This window comes from Pseudoalteromonas sp. (assembly GCF_041613455.1).
Classification (GTDB): domain Bacteria; phylum Pseudomonadota; class Gammaproteobacteria; order Enterobacterales; family Alteromonadaceae; genus Pseudoalteromonas.
Genome location: NZ_JBFJHD010000052.1, coordinates 1 through 17,711, shown reverse-complemented (window position 1 = coordinate 17,711; position 17,711 = coordinate 1). Strand labels below are relative to the sequence as shown.

At 42.7% G+C, this 17,711-nt stretch carries 14 protein-coding genes and 1 pseudogene; 9 read left to right on the top strand and 6 right to left on the bottom strand.

Features of this window, described 5'->3' with window-relative positions:
• Positions 1-427: 427 nt before the first annotated feature.
• Positions 428-967: a manganese efflux pump MntP family protein gene (locus ABYB02_RS07305; protein ID WP_372761810.1), complete on the top strand. Its 540-nt coding sequence runs from the start codon at positions 428-430 to the stop codon at positions 965-967.
• Positions 968-1,149: 182 nt separating this feature from the next.
• On the opposite strand, the gene ABYB02_RS07300 is transcribed toward ABYB02_RS07305, so the two are convergent.
• Together ABYB02_RS07300 and ABYB02_RS07295 are read right to left on the bottom strand one after the other, a co-directional pair.
• The gene (locus tag ABYB02_RS07300; RefSeq protein WP_372761809.1) at positions 1,150-2,061 is read right to left on the bottom strand and encodes a diguanylate cyclase; all 912 of its coding nucleotides are present in this window, start codon (positions 2,059-2,061) and stop codon (positions 1,150-1,152) included.
• Between the two features lie 481 nt (positions 2,062-2,542).
• Positions 2,543-4,060, bottom strand: a complete 1,518-nt coding sequence (locus ABYB02_RS07295) for a DUF3360 family protein (RefSeq protein ID WP_372761808.1) — start codon at positions 4,058-4,060, stop codon at positions 2,543-2,545.
• Positions 4,061-4,597: 537 nt separating this feature from the next.
• Between ABYB02_RS07295 and ABYB02_RS07290 the strand changes: the two genes are divergently transcribed.
• Positions 4,598-5,467: an MYG1 family protein gene (locus ABYB02_RS07290; protein ID WP_372761807.1), complete on the top strand. Its 870-nt coding sequence runs from the start codon at positions 4,598-4,600 to the stop codon at positions 5,465-5,467.
• A gap of 78 nt (positions 5,468-5,545) precedes the next feature.
• Here ABYB02_RS07290 and ABYB02_RS07285 read toward each other — a convergent pair whose 3' ends face one another.
• Together ABYB02_RS07285 and ABYB02_RS07280 are read right to left on the bottom strand one after the other, a co-directional pair.
• Positions 5,546-5,995 carry a GyrI-like domain-containing protein gene (locus tag ABYB02_RS07285; protein ID WP_372761806.1) on the bottom strand — a complete coding sequence of 150 codons (450 nt, stop codon included), beginning with the start codon at positions 5,993-5,995 and terminating at the stop codon, positions 5,546-5,548.
• A 132-nt stretch (positions 5,996-6,127) separates the two neighbouring features.
• Positions 6,128-6,996, bottom strand: a pseudogene (locus ABYB02_RS07280) (LysR family transcriptional regulator).
• Between the two features lie 101 nt (positions 6,997-7,097).
• Between ABYB02_RS07280 and ABYB02_RS07275 the strand changes: the two are divergent.
• The 6 genes from ABYB02_RS07275 (at position 7,098) to ABYB02_RS07250 (ending at position 12,223) form a co-directional block, all read left to right on the top strand.
• Positions 7,098-7,598: a lactoylglutathione lyase family protein gene (locus ABYB02_RS07275; protein WP_372761805.1), complete on the top strand. Its 501-nt coding sequence runs from the start codon at positions 7,098-7,100 to the stop codon at positions 7,596-7,598.
• Between the two features lie 158 nt (positions 7,599-7,756).
• A complete protein-coding gene (locus ABYB02_RS07270; protein ID WP_372761804.1) occupies positions 7,757-8,377 on the top strand; it encodes a fused MFS/spermidine synthase in 621 nt (206 codons plus the stop codon).
• Positions 8,370-9,263: a spermidine synthase gene (locus ABYB02_RS07265; RefSeq protein WP_372761803.1), complete on the top strand. Its 894-nt coding sequence runs from the start codon at positions 8,370-8,372 to the stop codon at positions 9,261-9,263. The genes ABYB02_RS07270 and ABYB02_RS07265 overlap by 8 nt, the downstream gene beginning before the upstream one ends.
• A 354-nt stretch (positions 9,264-9,617) precedes the next feature.
• Positions 9,618-10,109, top strand: coding sequence for a MarR family transcriptional regulator (locus ABYB02_RS07260; RefSeq protein WP_372761802.1), 492 nt, complete (start codon positions 9,618-9,620; stop codon positions 10,107-10,109).
• Positions 10,099-11,163: an HlyD family secretion protein gene (locus ABYB02_RS07255; protein ID WP_372761801.1), complete on the top strand. Its 1,065-nt coding sequence runs from the start codon at positions 10,099-10,101 to the stop codon at positions 11,161-11,163. The genes ABYB02_RS07260 and ABYB02_RS07255 overlap by 11 nt, the downstream gene beginning before the upstream one ends.
• Positions 11,164-11,173: 10 nt before the next feature.
• Positions 11,174-12,223 (top strand): DUF2955 domain-containing protein, encoded by a 1,050-nt coding sequence (locus ABYB02_RS07250; protein WP_372761800.1) that lies wholly within the window; start codon positions 11,174-11,176, stop codon positions 12,221-12,223.
• 57 nt (positions 12,224-12,280) lie between these two features.
• Here ABYB02_RS07250 and arfB read toward each other — a convergent pair whose 3' ends face one another.
• A complete protein-coding gene (gene arfB, locus ABYB02_RS07245; RefSeq protein WP_372761799.1) occupies positions 12,281-12,694 on the bottom strand; it encodes an alternative ribosome rescue aminoacyl-tRNA hydrolase ArfB in 414 nt (137 codons plus the stop codon).
• A 156-nt stretch (positions 12,695-12,850) separates the two neighbouring features.
• Here arfB and ABYB02_RS07240 point away from each other — a divergent pair, with 156 nt between their 5' ends.
• On the top strand, positions 12,851-16,912 hold the full coding sequence (locus tag ABYB02_RS07240) for a DEAD/DEAH box helicase (RefSeq protein WP_372761798.1): 4,062 nt from the start codon (positions 12,851-12,853) through the stop codon (positions 16,910-16,912).
• A 77-nt stretch (positions 16,913-16,989) separates the two neighbouring features.
• On the opposite strand, the gene ABYB02_RS07235 is transcribed toward ABYB02_RS07240, so the two are convergent.
• Entirely contained in the window at positions 16,990-17,595 is a 606-nt protein-coding gene (locus tag ABYB02_RS07235; protein ID WP_372761797.1) for a uracil-DNA glycosylase family protein, read from the bottom strand.
• Between the last annotated feature and the right edge of the window lie 116 nt (positions 17,596-17,711).

Sequence of the window (17,711 nt, the reverse complement as noted above, 5' to 3'; positions counted from 1 at the left end):
AGTCCAGTTTGCGGGCGTATCATACTCGGTAAACCAGTGGCGATAATATACACTAATATAGGCGCCAAAAAAGAGTAACGCCGTTGTCCAATGTAACCACTTAGCTATAGCGCCATAGTCGGTCGCTGTGTTTTTTAAGCCCATAAATAATCCTAATTAAGTTAATTAAAAGCCCTTTCGTTGCAAGCAGGTAGAAAATAGTCTTGTGTAACATCAATGGTAATAAAGCGGATTATTTTATTTATTCTATTGTTTAAGTAAATAATGTTTACATTACTTTACTTATTAATGGCAGTACTGATTTTGTTCTAAAATCTATCGGCAGCCAAACCCCAAAATGTTGGCTATAATGCGGCGCTTTTTACTATTTGTAATAATATTTTCGGCTTATATAAGTAGGCTGTTTTTTTAGAGTTATGGGGTTTATATGTTAGAGGTGGTTATTTTAGCTATCGCATTAAGTATGGATGCGTTTGCGGTGTCAATTGGCTTAGGCTCAAAGCACATTAAGCGGGTAAAAAATATGGCACTGATGTCGGCGCTGTATTTTGGTTTATTTCAAGGCTTAATGCCGTTAATTGGTTATTTTGGTGGCAAAGGCGTGCTCGGTTGGGTAGACAGCTATGCCCATTGGATTGCTTTTGGGTTACTGCTCATTATTGGCGGAAAAATGATTTATGAGTCACTACAACATGGCATTGAACAAGACATAGCTAAAATCACGCATCGCATCATGCTACTACTGGCTATAGCGACTAGCATTGATGCCATGGCCGCGGGGTTCACCCTCACCCTACTCAATGTAAACCCGTTCCTCGCTTGTTTAGTGATAGGCGCTGCTACGGCTATTTTTAGCTGGTTTGGCGTGTTGATTGGCGCCAAGAGCGGCACTTGGCTAGAAAGCAAAGCTGAAATGTTAGGCGGCGTGGTGTTAATTGGTATTGGCGTTAAAATTTTATACCTGTAATGCCGCAATCACTTAAATGGCAAGAGGCTAAACTATAAGGCGAGACTAATGCGCTTTACTTGCTTGTTTGGTAATTGCGCCTGCATTGTTTGATCTTGTACTCCATGGCGCTGTATATCAGTTATGTTGAATGTAGTGAACACGCTATTAAAGTGCTATAAATAACAAGCGATTAGCGTGGTTTAAAAGCTTAGTTTGTTGCGCCCAGACTGCTTAGCTTTATACAGCTTATCATCGGCTACTTGGAGCACACTCGCCTGCCCTTGTGAGTTTTCTAAAGTAGCCAGCCCCGCGCTCACGGTTAAGTGCTTAAGGGGTGAAAAGTCATGGGGAATATTAAGCGCATTGATATTTTTAAGTATATTTTCAGCTACCGAGATCCCGCCTTTAATGTTAGTTCCTGGTAACACAACAATAAATTCTTCACCGCCAAAGCGCGCCACAAAGTCACTGGGGCGCTTCAGCGTATTTGAAATAGTTTTAGCTACCTTTTTTAACGCTTCGTCTGCAGTTATGTGGCCATAAATATCATTAAACTGTTTAAAGAAGTCGATATCTAATAAAATAAGTGTGTAATCTTCTTTTTCTCTTTTGGCATGCAAGTCAATTTTTTTAACATGTGAATCAAAATAACGCCGATTATATATTTGGCTTAAGCTATCTAAAAACACCATTTCTAATAATTTATCACGCTGCAACTTAATAGTCAGGTGCGCTTTCACGCGGTTAAAAACAGTATTTTCTGCGATGGGTTTAGGAATGAAATCGACCCCACCGGCTTGCCAACAATATTCTTCATGCTGATGAAATGAGGTGATAAACAGCACGGGAACATTTTTTACTGCAGGCAGATTTTTAAGTCTTTTGCAGGTTTCTACACCATCAATACCTGGTAACTTTATATCTAATATAATTAAGTCGGGAGTATATGTTTTGCACTGCTCAAGTGCTTCTTCACCACTGTGAACCGCGCAAACCTGATAATGAGGTGATAATATATTTTGCAGTATTATTATATTTAACGGCTGATCTTCGACGATTAAAATTTTTGCATTCGCTAGTTTTTCTTTTAATACTTCATCATCAATATTCATTAACTTTCCTATTATTTAGCCACAGCGAATAACCAGACGCGTTTCATTATACAGCTCAATTTAAATGTAGCTAACCCAAGCTTAGGTTTACCCTGTAACATTAAATAATATAGATAAAAATAAAGCGGTTAGTGAAATAAATTAGTTATTGTTTTTATTATAGCGATTAGCAGAATAAAACGTATTGCCAAAAATATACATCGCGCGTCTAACTCTATGCCATTGTTATTTTTATCCATTGCATAAACCAGTCTAGCTGATTTTAATTGCGCCATGACTAAACGATGATAATTATTAGTATAAATTTAATGTAACGTAACCTGAGTGTCTTTAGCTAGCTTGGTTTTCACCAAGGACACTTAACAAAATGAAACTGGCGGCCAGTTAAAACATTCAGCTAAAAACTAATATATTTAAAATACAAAAAGCGCATATAAAATGCGCTTTCTGTGGGTGGGTGTAGTTAAGCTAATAGCGCGTATTAATGCCTAAAGCTTGCGACTAACGCGGGTATGCCAGGTAGCATGCCGACCATAGCCATAACACTTGTAAGTAATACAAACATCACCAGTGGAATGATCCAGCGGCTCATGCGAGGAAGTTCTTTACTTCTTTGCTTACAGCCAATCAGGCCCAAGTTATCGAGCAGTATGGTAAGTGACCAACCAAATGCAGGATTCACTAAGCTAGAAGCAAATACCACGATTGCCGCTGACTGTGTGGTTTTACCGACGCGGGTCATTTCCATGCCAGCTTCGAGCAGTGGAATAAACACCCCAACGATTAGCGCTACACACAACACAGGTTGCCAAATAGCTAAATCCATTGGGTAACCCCATACGCCAGCAATAACACAAAATAACGCAGTTAATATAGCACCTGCGGGGATGGGACGTTTTGCTATGGCTGCGGGTACAATATAGGTCCCCCACGATGATGCAAAGTTAGCGCCGCCTAATAACGAGCCAAAGGTTTGTCTTACCGATGCGCTAAGCATGGTATCGTCGATATTCATTTGTACTTTTTCGGTGCGCTTAGGGTAACTAATTTTTTGAAATACCTGATGACCTAAAAAGTCGGGTGACCACATGGCTACAGCGAGTACAGCAAAGGGCAGCACTACCACAAAGCTTTCAAGTGTCGGTAGCCCAAGCATCCAACCGGTGTCTTCGCCCCACCAGTACATAGGGTCCATATTAGGAAGCCCAGGGCCGGTAACAAACTCAAATGGCGCGCCTAACGCAAACGCAACCACACCGCCTAACACACAGCTTAGTGGTACCGCTAACCAGCGCTTTTTAAAATGCTCTAACATGGCATATAAGAGGATGGTGGAAAAAATAACGATAAAGGCAATATGGGTCATATCAATGGCTTCAGCCCAGGCAAAGAGCTTTTTAACCTGCGAGGTTATACCAATAAACCCTAAGTACAGCAGCAGCCCGCCACACACGCCTTTGCTGGTGAGTTTAGCCAACAAACTGCCCCCTTTACTGATGGCTAAAATCAAACCAAAGGCGGCAATCAGCAGGCCAAATGCCATAGGGTGCCCCCCTGCAGCAACCACAATGGGGATTAACGGAATTAATGGCCCATGGGTACCGGCTAAGTTAGCGGTGGGCAACAGAAAGCCCGAAAATAAAATAATAAAAAACGCAACGATAAGTAATTCGTAGCGCACATTCTCTAAAACAAAGGTATCACTTAATCCTAAAGGGCTGGCAAACGTGGCGGCAATAGCTGCTACCATCACCACTTTACCTATGGTGGCGGCCATAGCTGGAATGGTGTCTTCAAATTCAAATCTATAGTCTCTAAACGGTAAGTTTGCACGCCAGCGTTTAGGTTGCATAATTTGCAACTCGTGCTCTAGGTACTCGTCGCGGCTGTTAAATTCGGAACTTGGCTTGTGAAGGTTTTTATAGCTATCGGTAACGGTTTGAGTATCCGCTACCTGTGGTGCATCAGATGGTTTAGCATCTTGCGGCGTGTTTTTCATGGCTTCTCCTGCAACATAAGTTGCTCACTCAAATAAAAAGTCGGCTTTATTTAAAGCAAATTAATGGTGGTGCAGGAGAATAAAACAGCTAATTTTAAATTACGATTAGGCAAAGGTCTTGTATGGCACGTTTTTGTAACATTTAAATGTTGCTATGCTTTGCTGTAAAGTATGCTTTGTTGTTATTAATCAATTGCTTACCTTAGTTTTGAGATCGGCTTTTAAATGAATGTTTATTTAACGTTTAGCGCAACAATAAAAATTAAAGTGTTCTAAAAGGGTTTGTTTAAGCATTACTTATGTATTTAATTGGCGTTTATGTGTAATTTTAATGCAAGGTTTTTCGCTTTGCACTGCCAGCGTTTTGTTATGGTAACTAATATGTAAATAACCGGGGTTACCTTTATACGAATGAAACAGTTTGCTGTTTTTGTTTGCTGTCATCAGATAGAATCTGCGCTGTAATTTATATTTTTTAAAACCGTAACGTTTAAATAGCGAGACTTTATTATCTTTTTTGAAAATGATAGCAAACCAATGACCGAATTAACGATAGCAACTCACAATGGCAACTTTCATGCAGATGATGTGTTTAGTGTGGCTGCCCTTAAATGTATTTTTCCTAACGTTAAACTTATTCGCACCCGCGATATGGCGTTGATCAGCAAAGCCGATATAGTGATCGATGTCGGCGGCGAGCATAACCCAGAGACGAATCGCTTTGATCACCACCAACGTGGCGGGGCCGGTGCACGCGAAAATGGCATTCCTTATTCATCATTTGGCTTAATTTGGCAAAAATACGGCGTACAGATATGCCAAGGTAATCAAGAAACCGCCAATGCGCTGGATGCCGGTTTAGTGTCGACCATTGATGCGGTTGATTGTGGTCACGTAGAAGGGGTTGCGCAAGGTATTAGCCTTAGCCAAACGATTTCAATGTTTAACCCCACCTGGCAAGAAGAAAGCAACTTTGACGCGTGTTTTGACGAGGCTGTTGAGTTTGCGTCGCGGTTATTAACCCGCTTTATTGCGGCCGCTAATGGCGGTATTAGTGCGAAAGCAATTGTGGCTAAAGCCATTGAAGATGCCGCTGATCCCCGGCTCATAGTATTAGAAAAATACACGCCGTGGAAAAAAACAGTGCATGCACTTTCTGAGCAAGCATTATACATGGTATACCCTTCGCACTCTGGACAGTGGATCATACAAACCGTACCGGTAGAGCCTGGCTCGTTTGAAGACAGAAAGTCACTGCCAACAGCCTGGGCTGGCTTGTCTGATGAAGCGTTTCAGCAAGCAATTGGTATTGATGATGCTGTTTTTTGTCATAACGGTTTATTTATTGCCGGTGCTAAGTCATTTGACAGCATTATGAAAATGGCCACTATGGCGCTGCAAGCGTAATTGTACGCTTAGTAACCTGGGCATAAAAAAACGCTAGCGGGTGCAATGCTAGCGTTTTTTATATTAGCTCACAGCCTTTTATTCTTTTACGGCAATGGCTATTTCTATTTGGTTGCTACTTTTATAATATTCGTAGTCACTGCTGTAAGTGCGGGTATAGCGGCACTCGTCAGAGCTAAAATATTGCCAAATTTCGCCCCATAAATCGATGACTGCGTCGGGCATTTCGCCCTCCCCTTTAAACACTAAATAACTCCCTGCAACCGTGGTTACTTTTACTGAGTGTTTATCGGCGAGTGACAGATCGTCGCAACAGGCAATAACATCAAACTCGCCGCTTACATCACTTTCGTAGTTAGTGTACACACCATAAACTTTGCTATTTGTTGTTAGTTTTTGTCCATGTTTATGACTAAATTTTTCCCACAGCTCTGTTATTTGTGCCGTGCCTGAGTTCATTTCATCGGCATTACTGGTTCTTATCTTTATACCCGTTAAAGTTTTACTTGGCAGTTGCTGTATTTGCATATTCACCTTCCTTTACTTCAAAACTTAAGCAATAACATCACAAAAAACCATTATGGACTTTAATTATCAATAAATCTTAAAAATAATTTACTAAGGCTTGTTGGCACGACTCTAAGCTATGCGCGAGTTAATTTATAAACCGTTCTCAATCGTGCTGATCACTGTGTGCATGCGTTTTGCTAAAGGGCGGTTACGATGATGACACACATAAATAGACTCACTAACGGGCTTAGTTAAATAGTGAATATTAATTAACTGCGGCTTATTAAATGCCATTACCGCATGCGCGGGAAGCACACTAAAGCCAAGTCCTAAGCTTACCGGCTCAAGTATTAAACTAATTTGGTTAGAAAATCCGCTACGTTTTATTTGTTCAATATGCTCAAACTGTGGGTAGTTTGCGCTTAATAATAGTTGAGCATGATGGCTTGCATCGGGGTGAGCAATGAAGCCTAGATCACAAAGCGTTTGCCATGTTGGCTCGTTGACTTGCTTGGGAGTCACCAGTAATAAGTTTTCTGCGCCAATTTTATAGCTGCTTATTTCACTAAGCGAAGGCGCTTGGGTTAAAAAGCCAATATCGGCATGCTGATCCGCACCGCCTGCTCTACACTCAGGTTAGGGGCAAAGCGGTAATCAATAATTAAGCTATTATGCGTGGCTTGCAATGCGAGTAATTGGTTATAAAACTTGAGCCCACAACTGCCCGGAGACTGAATTTTAACCTCGCCACTGTAAGGCGAGTCATCATTGAGTTGCTGCTCTAAAAACTGCCACTCTTTGAGCAGTTGACTACCTTTTTGGTATAAATTGTGTCCTTGTGGGGTGAGTGAAAACTGCTTGCCGTGGCGCTGTAGCAATACACAGCCTAGTTGCTGCTCTAACTTTTTAACATGCTGGCTGACGCCAGACTGTGTCATAAATAACCGTTCACTGGTGCGGGTAAAGTGATTTACCTCAACCAAGGTGCAAAACGTATTTAACCAAATAGGATTTATCATTACAAAATATACTTATTTATATAATTAATGATAATTTTACTTAATGTATAGTGGTTCGTAAACTAACTCCATCAACTAATTAAGTTAAACAGGAAAACATTATGAGCCATACATATCCTCGTAGCTTTTCGCATATTGGTATTTCAGTGCCCAACGTTGAAAAAGCCGTTGAGTTTTACACTAAAGTAATGGGTTGGTACACCATAATGGAGCCAACAGAAATCGTAGAAGATAACAGCCCCATTGGAGAAATGTGTACCGATGTATTTGGCCCTAATTGGCAAAAATTTAAAATTGCGCACCTTGCAACAGGGGATCGCATTGGTGTCGAAATCTTTGAGTTTAAAAACCAACAAAACCCAGAAAATAACTTTGAATACTGGAAAACGGGCATCTTTCACTTTTGTGTGCAAGACCCAGATGTTGAGGGCTTAGCTGAACGTATTGTTGCCGCTGGCGGTAAAAAGCGTATGCCGAAGCCACGCTACTACTACCCAGGTGAAAAACCCTACCGCATGATTTATATGGAAGACCCGTTTGGTAATATTTTAGAAATATATAGCCACAGCTATGAGCTTATTTATAGCGCCGGCGCTTACTAACCCACTGTACGCATTAGCATAATTAAAAATACCATAGCTTATTTAGCTATGGGGTTTTTCTGCACTGTAAACGCCCTTTACAGTACAAAAATAAAGCATAGCCAGTTGTTCCACATCACGTTAAGATGAGTAAAAATAACTCTACAAGAATTATAATAATGTTTAATAAAACCAATGCGCTGATTTACTTTTTAGCCTTTAGTAGCGGCTTTAGCATCATGGGCATAGAGCTATTAGGCGGGCGAATTTTAGCGCCGTTTTTTGGCAGTAGTGTGCATATTTGGGGCAGCATTATCACTGTTTTTATGCTCAGCTTGTCGTTTGGTTATTTGCTCGGGGGGAAATTATCGATTAAGCGCCCCAGCCTTAGCAAATACGGCGCTATTTTCTTACTGGCCAGTATTATGGTGTTACCTATCGCGTTATTTGCTAACCCTATTATGGCATTTATTTTTACCCATATAGAAGACAGCCGCTATGGCTCGTTAGTCGCATCGACCGCGCTGTTTTTTGTGCCTACCATTATATTAGGCATGATTTCGCCCTACTCGGTGCGGCTACTGGTTACCGACAGCGCCCACAGTGGCCAAGTCGCTGGCGGATTATACTTTGTAAGTACCCTCGGCAGTGCGTTGGGCACTATTATTACCTCGTTTTACATGGTGCTGGCGTTTGACGTAAACACCATCATTATTGGCTTTGCTTTACTATTAGCGTTACTTGGGCTGTTAGCTATAGTGGTTAATAAACTGATTATTGCGGAGCCGTGTTATGCGTAACGTTATTTTTAAGCTAATACTTGCCACTTTAGCGTTTAGCCATATAGCCAAGGCAAACACGATTCATAGCGAACGCTCCTTATATCGTAATATTTTAGTGGAGCAAAACGGTGACTTACGCTGTTTAAAGTTTGACGAAAAATCCAGCCAAAGTAGTCAAAGCTGCATGTATGTCAGTGACCCTAAACGCTTAGTATTTAATTACACTAAGCTGACCTTTGCCAGTTTATTGCTGATCGAAAACCCTAAAAAGGTACTCATTATTGGCCTTGGTGGCGGCACTCTGTCTAATACAATCAGTGAGCTTTATCCGGCAGCGACAATCACAAACATAGAAATAGATCCTGCGGTTATTAGTGTTGCTCGTAACTATTTTGCTTTTCAAGAAAGCGATAAAGTCACTGCCAAAGCCCAAGACGGACGAATTTTTATTAAGCGCGCGGCATTAAAGAAACAGCAGTTTGATTGGATTATTTTAGATGCGTTTAACGGCGATTACATTCCGGAGCATTTACTCACTAAAGAGTTTTTTACTGAACTAAAAAGTGTATTAGCCGATGGTGGTGTTGTTGCTGCTAATACATTTTCGTCAAGTAAGCTGTATCAACATGAGTCGGCCACCTATTACGCCGTGTTTGGCGACTTTATTAATGTGAGCCTTAAAAACCGCACTAACCGTATCATTTTAGCCGGCTATAAAACCCCGCCGACGGCCCAACAAATTAGCCAGCGTGCTGCACAACTTGCTCCTCGGTTAGCACCGTATGACATAGATATTCACGCTATAAGTGAAAACTTACATTTTACTCAACATGCTAGAGACTGGCCTGCCGACACTAAAGTATTAACCGACCAATACTCTCCCGCTAACTTGCTGAACTTTTAACCGTTGCGTGCAATAAAAACCGCTTTACGCTGCAATAGCATGAGCAACATTTACTAGGCTGCCCATGCTGATACCTTCACATAATATAAATTAAGCAGACACCCAAACTAATAAATCTGTTTTCAACTGAACAACTCGGTTGCGGTTTGTTTGTTTTTTGCTCGATGACTCTCTATTAAGCAGTGACTAGTTTGCTGCTTATTTATTCTCAATTCTAAATTTCTTTTACAGCAAATACAGCTGTTTGCGCTACAGTTATAGGGTAACTAGGGAAATTCGGTAGCAGGCGATATATTTACTTAGCACGCTAACAAATGCTAAACTACTTAGCTTGCTAACTAATTAAAGGTTGTTATGTCAAACCAGATCCCATTTCATGAAACGCTGGCATTAACCTTGTGCGGCAGTATGGGCCGAGTACATAGATTATGTCGAGAAGTGGTCACTATTGCTGTTGAACCACTCGGTTTAACCCAATCACGTTGGGTGGCGTTAGTGCATATAAATATGCTTAATGAAGGCGTCACTCAGCAAGCATTAGCGCATAGTTTAGGCATCGAAATGCCCTCGTTAACCCGTACTCTTAAACAGCTTGAAGCGCTAATGCTGATCACGCGCCAAGTGGATATACACGACAAACGCAGTAAAAAAATATATTTTACCGCGCAAGGACGGCATATATTAAATGATGTAAATACACTGATAACCGACATCAAAAATCAGCTTTATGCTGGGCTGAACGATGAGCAGTTAGATGTTATGGCGCATGGTTTAGTTAAAATGGAAGCAAACGCCAAGCAGTATATAGAAAAACAACATACGAATAAGGCTAACAATGACACCTGATCAAACGTTTGCACGTTATGTGCGATTTTCACTTGTAGGATTTATTTTTGTATTTTGCTATTACGTTATTGCAGATATTTGGCTACCGGTCACGCCGCAAGCGCGGGTTTTTCACCCTGTTGTGCAAATTTCGCCGCAAACCAGTGGTCGTGTCGTTAATGTATTGGTAAGTAATAACCAACCGGTAAAGGCTGGTGATATATTATTTGAAATAGATAAAAGCACCCATTTATTAGCATTAGAACAAGCGCAACTGGCACAGGCTGATGCTAAACTACAAAATAAACGCCTCGATACCAATATTAAAGCACTTGAAGCGCAAATTAGTGCTGCAAAAGCAAAGCAGCATGAGCAAAGTTTATTAAAAAGCAGGGGCGAAAAACTCTACAAACAAAATTCAATTTCGGAGCAAGAGCTGGAAAGCATTCGGGCTAATTTTGCTGCCAGTAAATCAACGGTTGCCGCTTTAGAAGCGCAATTAGCCGAAGCAGTATTAGCACGGGGCACCGCGGGAGAAGATAATTTAGCGTTGCGCCATGCGGCGAATCAATTAGCGCAAGCCAAGCTTAATTTGTCGTATACCCAAGTGCGGGCGTTTACTGATGGGGTGGTCACTAATTTACAATTACTTGAAGGCGACTACGCCCTAACGGGCAAACCGCTATTGGCTGTGGTGGCTAAAAAAGCTGATTTAGTTGCTGACTTTAGAGAAAAGTCATTGTTGAATATGCGGGTTGGCAGTTTAGCTAAAGTGGTGTTTGATAGCCGTCCTGGTGAAGTATACGACGCCAAAATCATTAGCTTTGAAGCTGGCGTCAGTGACGGTCAACTCAGTGCAAATGGCTTACTTAGCAGCACAGAAAACAGCAATCGCTGGGTTCGCGACGCGCAGCGGCAACGCATTCACTTGCAACTAATAAACAACAAACAGCTGATCACTAATATGCAAAGCGGTGCGCGAGCGACGGTACAGTTATTACCAGAATCAACCATTGGCCAGTGGTTAGCGGCTTCACAAATACGTGTGATTAGTTGGTTACATTATATTTATTAGTGGAGGCAAGATGAGTGAATTAAGTAATCCGCTTCCACAGCTTAATGCCAATGGCCTGCGCCAAGCACTGCGGATTGCCGGTGGCTGCACGTTAGGGTTTGCCTTGAGCAACCTAATGAACTGGCCAAATGGAATATTTTTTACTGTGTATCCCATGTTGTTATTAGGCTTAGTGCCGACATTAAATAAATCGGTGGTGCGCCAATTTTTGACCACGACCGTGTTTGCGGCTTTTATAGTGCTTGTAATACAGGGGTTATTTTCGCATTTACACCTTGTGATGGTGCTAATTGTATTTGCCACATTTTGTATTTTCTTTTATCAAATGAGCAGTGGTAGTGCCTTTTTATTTGGTGCGCAGGGCGCGGTCAGTTTGTCGATTCAATTACATTTTGCCAGTTACGCTAGCGGCAGTGGCGGTATTTATCCGCTGATTGTGAGTAACGCTATAGCCATTGTATTTACTATTGTGGTGGCCGCTTTAATGCATGGTGTGTTTCCCGATGTAAGCGCCCGCCCGCCGCGCAGTGTAGCTAAAAAAGATAATGACAGTATTCGCCACGAGGTGCTGTTGTGCTCGGTGGTGGCAACGCTCTCGTTTGTGATTTTTCAGGTGCTTGATTTACGCGATTCTATTTCTGCCCAGTCGGCGTCTATTTTAATTTTGTTTTCGCTTTGTTGGAAAGCGGCAGGAGGGGCCAGCGTACAGCGTATTATTGGTACGTTAATTGGCTGTAGTGCGGCGGTGATTGCGCAGTTATTTTTATATACCCATAGTGACTTTTTACTCTTTCCGGTGATGGTGCTGTGGATTTTGTCGTTTATTTTTAGCCGCTATCACATTTTAACCGGAGGGACGACTGGGGTTGGGTTTGGTGTGTTAACGACGTTTGGCATTTTATTTGGCCAGTCTTTAGCACCGGGGCACGATCTCATTTACAGTGCTTTGTATCGTTTTAGCTCAGTGACTGTCGCTATTATTTTGAGTTTAACTGCTGTTTATGTGGTGCACCATCTTCTTAATCGCTTTAGCGTTACGCGGCATCATACCTACCATTAGCGGTTATAACACCGCGATAACAAAGCGGCTGCACTTTATCTGCAGCCGCTTTGTTTATTACAACTTGATATTACCGCGCAGTGCTTTTGTTTGGCCGTGCTTGGTTTTTTTATCCATGCGTTTACGCTGCGAATTACGACTGGGCTTAGTGGCTCTGCGCGCTTTATTTACTTTGGTGGCGCTAATGATCAAGTCTTTTAAACGTTTTAAAGCATCTTCACGATTTAGCTCTTGAGTGCGATGGCTCTGTGCTTTTATGATCAATACGCCGTCTTTAGTAATGCGGCTGTCGTTTAACGCCAGTAAGCGCTGTTTATAAAAGTCGGGTAATTTAGAACGGTTTATATCAAAACGAAGGTGAATAGCACTGGCTACTTTATTAACGTTTTGTCCACCTGCACCCTGCGAGCGTACGGCCGTTAACTCCAGTTCCCAGTCATCAATGGTTACGGTATTTGAAATAGTTAACATTAGACTCAACCAGTTACAACAAAACGTTAGTATACCATTGGCGCCTAATTAAGCCCAAATCCACATTGCTATCATCAACAAACACGCGGAGTAAGTTTGAAAGCAAAAGGCTTGCAAGGGTATACTTAATTATTGTGTCTTTTATTTTGCTTGGTTATGCCCTCAGTTACTTTTGTACCAGTTACCACGACAGACGATCAAAAACAGCTCTGTGTTTTATTAGCGTTACTATTAAGTTCATCCTCGTACGGTACTAACAACTCCCCGCAGCAATTTACCCAGCGGTTATTTCAGCATTTTAAACCAGGCTATTCATTTTCGTTATTCGAAGTGAAAACCATTATTAAACAATTAGAGCAACAGTCGTTAGTGTGGCAGCCCGCCTATGGCAATAACTATGAGCTGTCGATAGATGCCATAGCATATATTATTGTTAATTTATTACAGCACTGCTCTAGCTTAAATAAGCCGTTATTAACGCAAATTGCCAGCATCTACCGTTATAGCGATGCAGCATTAATGTTTATTTACACGCTCATAGCAAGCGTAGAGCATATTGAACCCTCAGCTGCACTGGCACTAGAAGAACAAGATTTAGAGCGACACGGCCATTTTATTACTTTGCTCGCCCAGTCAACTCACAGTAACGCATTATGGCAGAGCTTACCCGAGCCATGGCAACAATTGTGTATTACGCTGTTTATTCGTGGCCAATTTTTTAACCTAAACGGTGAGTACAGCTGGCCTAGGTTAATACAACACACTACCTTAGCCGTAGCGCCGCACACGCGTGTTTATTTAAATGAAAGTGTAGCCACGTTACTGCAGCAACCTAGCTATGCTGAATTATTAACAGCGCAGTCTGAACGCGATTTAGCGATATTTACTCAGGCAAATAACACAGCCATACAGGGTGAGCACTTAGACACAGCACTCATGCAGTACAAAAGCGCGCTAACTCGCTATCGTAAACAGTTTGGTAAAGGCAACTACCCCGCAGAAATAAGCGGGTTACTGTATTGTGTGTGTTTATATGCCAAGGGCACTGAGGCCGATTTAAGGCAATTAAACAGCTGCAAAAAATGGTATGACCGCCAATTTGGCGCGTTAAGTCATAGTAGCCAAGCGGTGGAATTTTTATTATTAAGCTGCGACAGCGTTGCTAGGCTAAAGCTCAGCTTTTGGCTCGACAACCTTAATTACTTACTGGCAAACCCGAATGCTCAAGCGCCACTATTTTGTTTATTATTGGCGTTAATCAAATACGCCACGGATGAACAAGTTAATCAACTTAGGGAGCATACGCGATTACTTAAGCAACTGGGCGAATACAGTAATCAGCATCAGCATTGGCTCGGTCAGCAGTGTGCGCTATTAACGCATTGGTTAATTAACGATACGCCAGTGCCCGAGCAAGGGCTATTACAGCACTTTACACGTACTGCACAATGGCAGCGTTGGTTAGATGAAATTAGCCAACTTGATTCGCCTCAACAAGTCGAACGTTTAGTGTGGCAGCTCGACTTAACGCATTTAGATTTACCCCTGATCCACGCTAAAGTGCAAAAAATTAATAGCAAAGGCGCGTGGAGCAAAGGACGTAAAGTTAATATTGATGAACTCGGCTACCGTCAGTATCAGTCATTACTGAGCGAGGCCGATGCTAATTTAGTGCAAGTGATTGCTAACCATTCGGGGTATGGCTATAAAGAAGTACAAGCAACGAGCGCGGTATTACAGGCATTAATAAACTTTAACGGTCTTGAAAATCAGCATGGTGAGGCAATTACCCTTACCAAAGGCGAATTTGTTATTGATATTGGGCAAAACATTAACGATTGCTATCAACTTATACTGCAGCCGCCAATAACCGATCTCGATGGCGACTTTTTACTTACTCACAGCCATGCTAATCAGTATCAAGTATTTGTTGTTGATGACAAACAACGCAAATTGCAGCGTTTACTTGCACAGCAGCCGCAAAACTTAACCGAAGAAAAGCTACCGCAATTAAAAGCGGCATTGCATACCTTATCAAAAGAGCATTTTATTAGCAGCTACCGTAGCGAACTTGCCGAGGTTAACAACGTACGCCAAGGCCTGTGCGAGCTTGCCAGCGTAATAAAATTAACCGCGCTGGGTGTTGATATTAACTTTTATATTATGCCTTTTGGTGTTGATGGCCCGTGGGTTGAGCCTGGAATGGGGGCAACCACTTTAGCGCTTAGCGATAACCCTGCGAGTACCAGCCAAGTAGTGAAGCGTAATTTAGCCGCCGAAAAACAAGCATTAACAGAGCTACTCGCAACTTTAGGCGAGGTGTTTAGCCACGCGCATGCCCCGCAACAACATCAGTTACAATTTTACCTACCCGAAGACATTAGTAACGCCATTAGCCAATTAGAACTCGCACAGCAAACCCAACGTTTAGTGTTGAGCTGGGACGACAACGCCCAAGGTATGCAAGTTGCGACCAGCAAACACCTGTCGCTGAATTTAAATGACGAACAAGACTGGCTCAGTGTGAATGGCACTTTATCGTTACCCAGTGGCCAAGTATTTGCGTTGCAAACCCTACTCAAAGCGCCGCGTCGTGGCAGCATTATCGAATTTGACGGGCAGCACTCGTTATTGTTAGATCAGCGTTTAACTAACTTGCTTAACCGTTTAGCTGGCATGCAAACGCAAGCAGACGACGATGCTTCATTACGTATCGCCAATGCGCGTGCACTGCCCTTGTACCATAGTGCGGCAGAGTTGGGCGATGCTCACTTTGGCGAAAACTGGCAACGCCGTTTAGCGCAATTTAAGCAACCCAGTGAGCCGGTGATCCCAGCACATTTAGCAAGGGTATTACGCGACTACCAAGTGGTGGGTGTAAAATGGTTAATGCAGTTAGCGAATTGGGGGCTTAATGCCTGTTTAGCCGACGATATGGGGCTAGGTAAAACTCTACAAACATTAAATGTATTGCAAATGCGCAGTGACCTTGGGGCGAGTTTAGTGGTGGCCCCAAAATCAGTGTGTCATAACTGGCAAGTTGAGGCTGCACGTTTTACGCCCACACTGAATATTAAAACCATCGACAATGCAGCCACCACCGATGAGCTACTTGCCACCGCCAGCAAAAATGATTTAGTCATTGTAAGTTATGGCTTACTCCCTTTAATAGGCGAGCAATTAGCGACTCATCAGTTTGCTAATATTGTTCTTGATGAGGCGCAAGCGATTAAAAACCCACTTAGCTTACGTGCTAAAGCGGCTTTTGCACTGAACGGGCAGTTTAAAATTGCGTTGTCGGGCACGCCTATTGAAAATCACTTAGGTGAGTTGTGGAGCTTATTTAACTTTTTAATGCCGGGTTTTTTACACAGCCTACCTGAGTTTAAAAAGCGCTTTGGTAATGCCGACAAAAATCAGCAACAGGCGGATACCCTAAAAACATTAATTGCGCCGTTTATTTTACGCCGTAATAAACACACGGTACTGAGCGAGCTGCCAGAAAAAACCGAAATAAACCTCACATTTTCGCTGAGCGAACCAGAGCAAGCGTTGTACGAAGCCACGCGGTTAAACGCGTTAGAGCAAGCCAGCCAAGACGACAGCCAATATATTACTATTTTGGCCTCGCTAACCAAGTTACGTCGCGCCTGTATTGCGCCGCAGCTGTTATTAGCCAACAGTACGCTGCCGTCCAGTAAGCTTGATACCGCCGATGCAATTATACAGGAGCTGCTCGAGAATAATCACCAAGCGCTTATTTTTAGCCAGTTTGTTGATGTACTTAAATTGGTTGAACAGCGCTTGCAACAACGCGGTATAGCCTATTGTTACCTAGATGGCAGTATGAGCAGCCAGCAACGTAAGCAACAGGTTGACACCTTTCAAGCTGGGGGCGCCCCGCTATTTTTAATTAGCTTAAAAGCCGGAGGAACGGGGCTTAATTTAACCGCTGCCGACTATGTGCTGCATTTAGATCCTTGGTGGAACCCCGCCGTAGAACAGCAAGCCTCAGATAGAGCGCACCGCTTGGGGCAAACTCGCCCAGTGACTGTGTATCGCCTAATAGCCCAGCACACCATAGAAGAAAAAATATTGCAGCTGCATCAGCATAAACAAGCACTTGCCGACAAAGTACTGAGCGGCAGTAGTAACAGCGGACAGTTATCAAAAGAGCAGTTATTGGCGTTGTTGCAACACAGTCAGAGCGGCAGTTAGCTAACAGCGTGCAACATTTTCGTTTAGTGAGAGACTGGTTGAGCACTTGCAGTTAAGCACTTGCAGTTAAACATGGCTCACAGCGCTAACACTTCTGCTACGCGCTGTTTTAATTCGGGTAGCACGTCTTGTGCAAACCAAGGGTTGTTTTTAAGCCAACTATTATTGCGTGGGCTGGGGTGTGGCAGCGGTAAATGGTGGGGCCAGTAGTCACGCCACGATTTTACTAACTCAGTAAGTGGTAACTTTTTTGTATGCGGTAAATGGTAGTGTTGCGCATACTTACCTAGCACGATTGTTAGCTGAATATTAGGTAAAGCCGCTAAAAGCTCTGCCCGCCACGCAGGGGCGCATTCTTTTCGCGGTGCTAAGTCCCCCGACTTGCCTTTGCCAGGGTAGCAAAAACCCATAGGTAAAATAGCAAGGTTACTCGCATCATAAAATTGCGGTTCAGTAAGCCCTAACCACTGCCTTAAGCGCTCACCACTTTTATCGTTAAATGGAATGCCAGTTTGATGCACTTTAATCCCCGGTGCTTGCCCGGCGATTAATATACGAGCCTGAGGGTTAAATTGTATTACTGGGCGTGCACCGAGTGGTAATTGTGGCTCACAGATCACGCATTTACTAACTTGATGCAGTAATGCGGTTATATTTAGCGGTTGTGGCGTCTTTTTGCTCAAATTTCGTCCTTTTATTAACGGCACTGGCGCTGAGTTGGTAAAAAATCGGTTTATTTTCACCGCAACGCCAGTGAGTTAGTATAATCGTGATCTGCAGCGCATATTCAGCTTAGCCT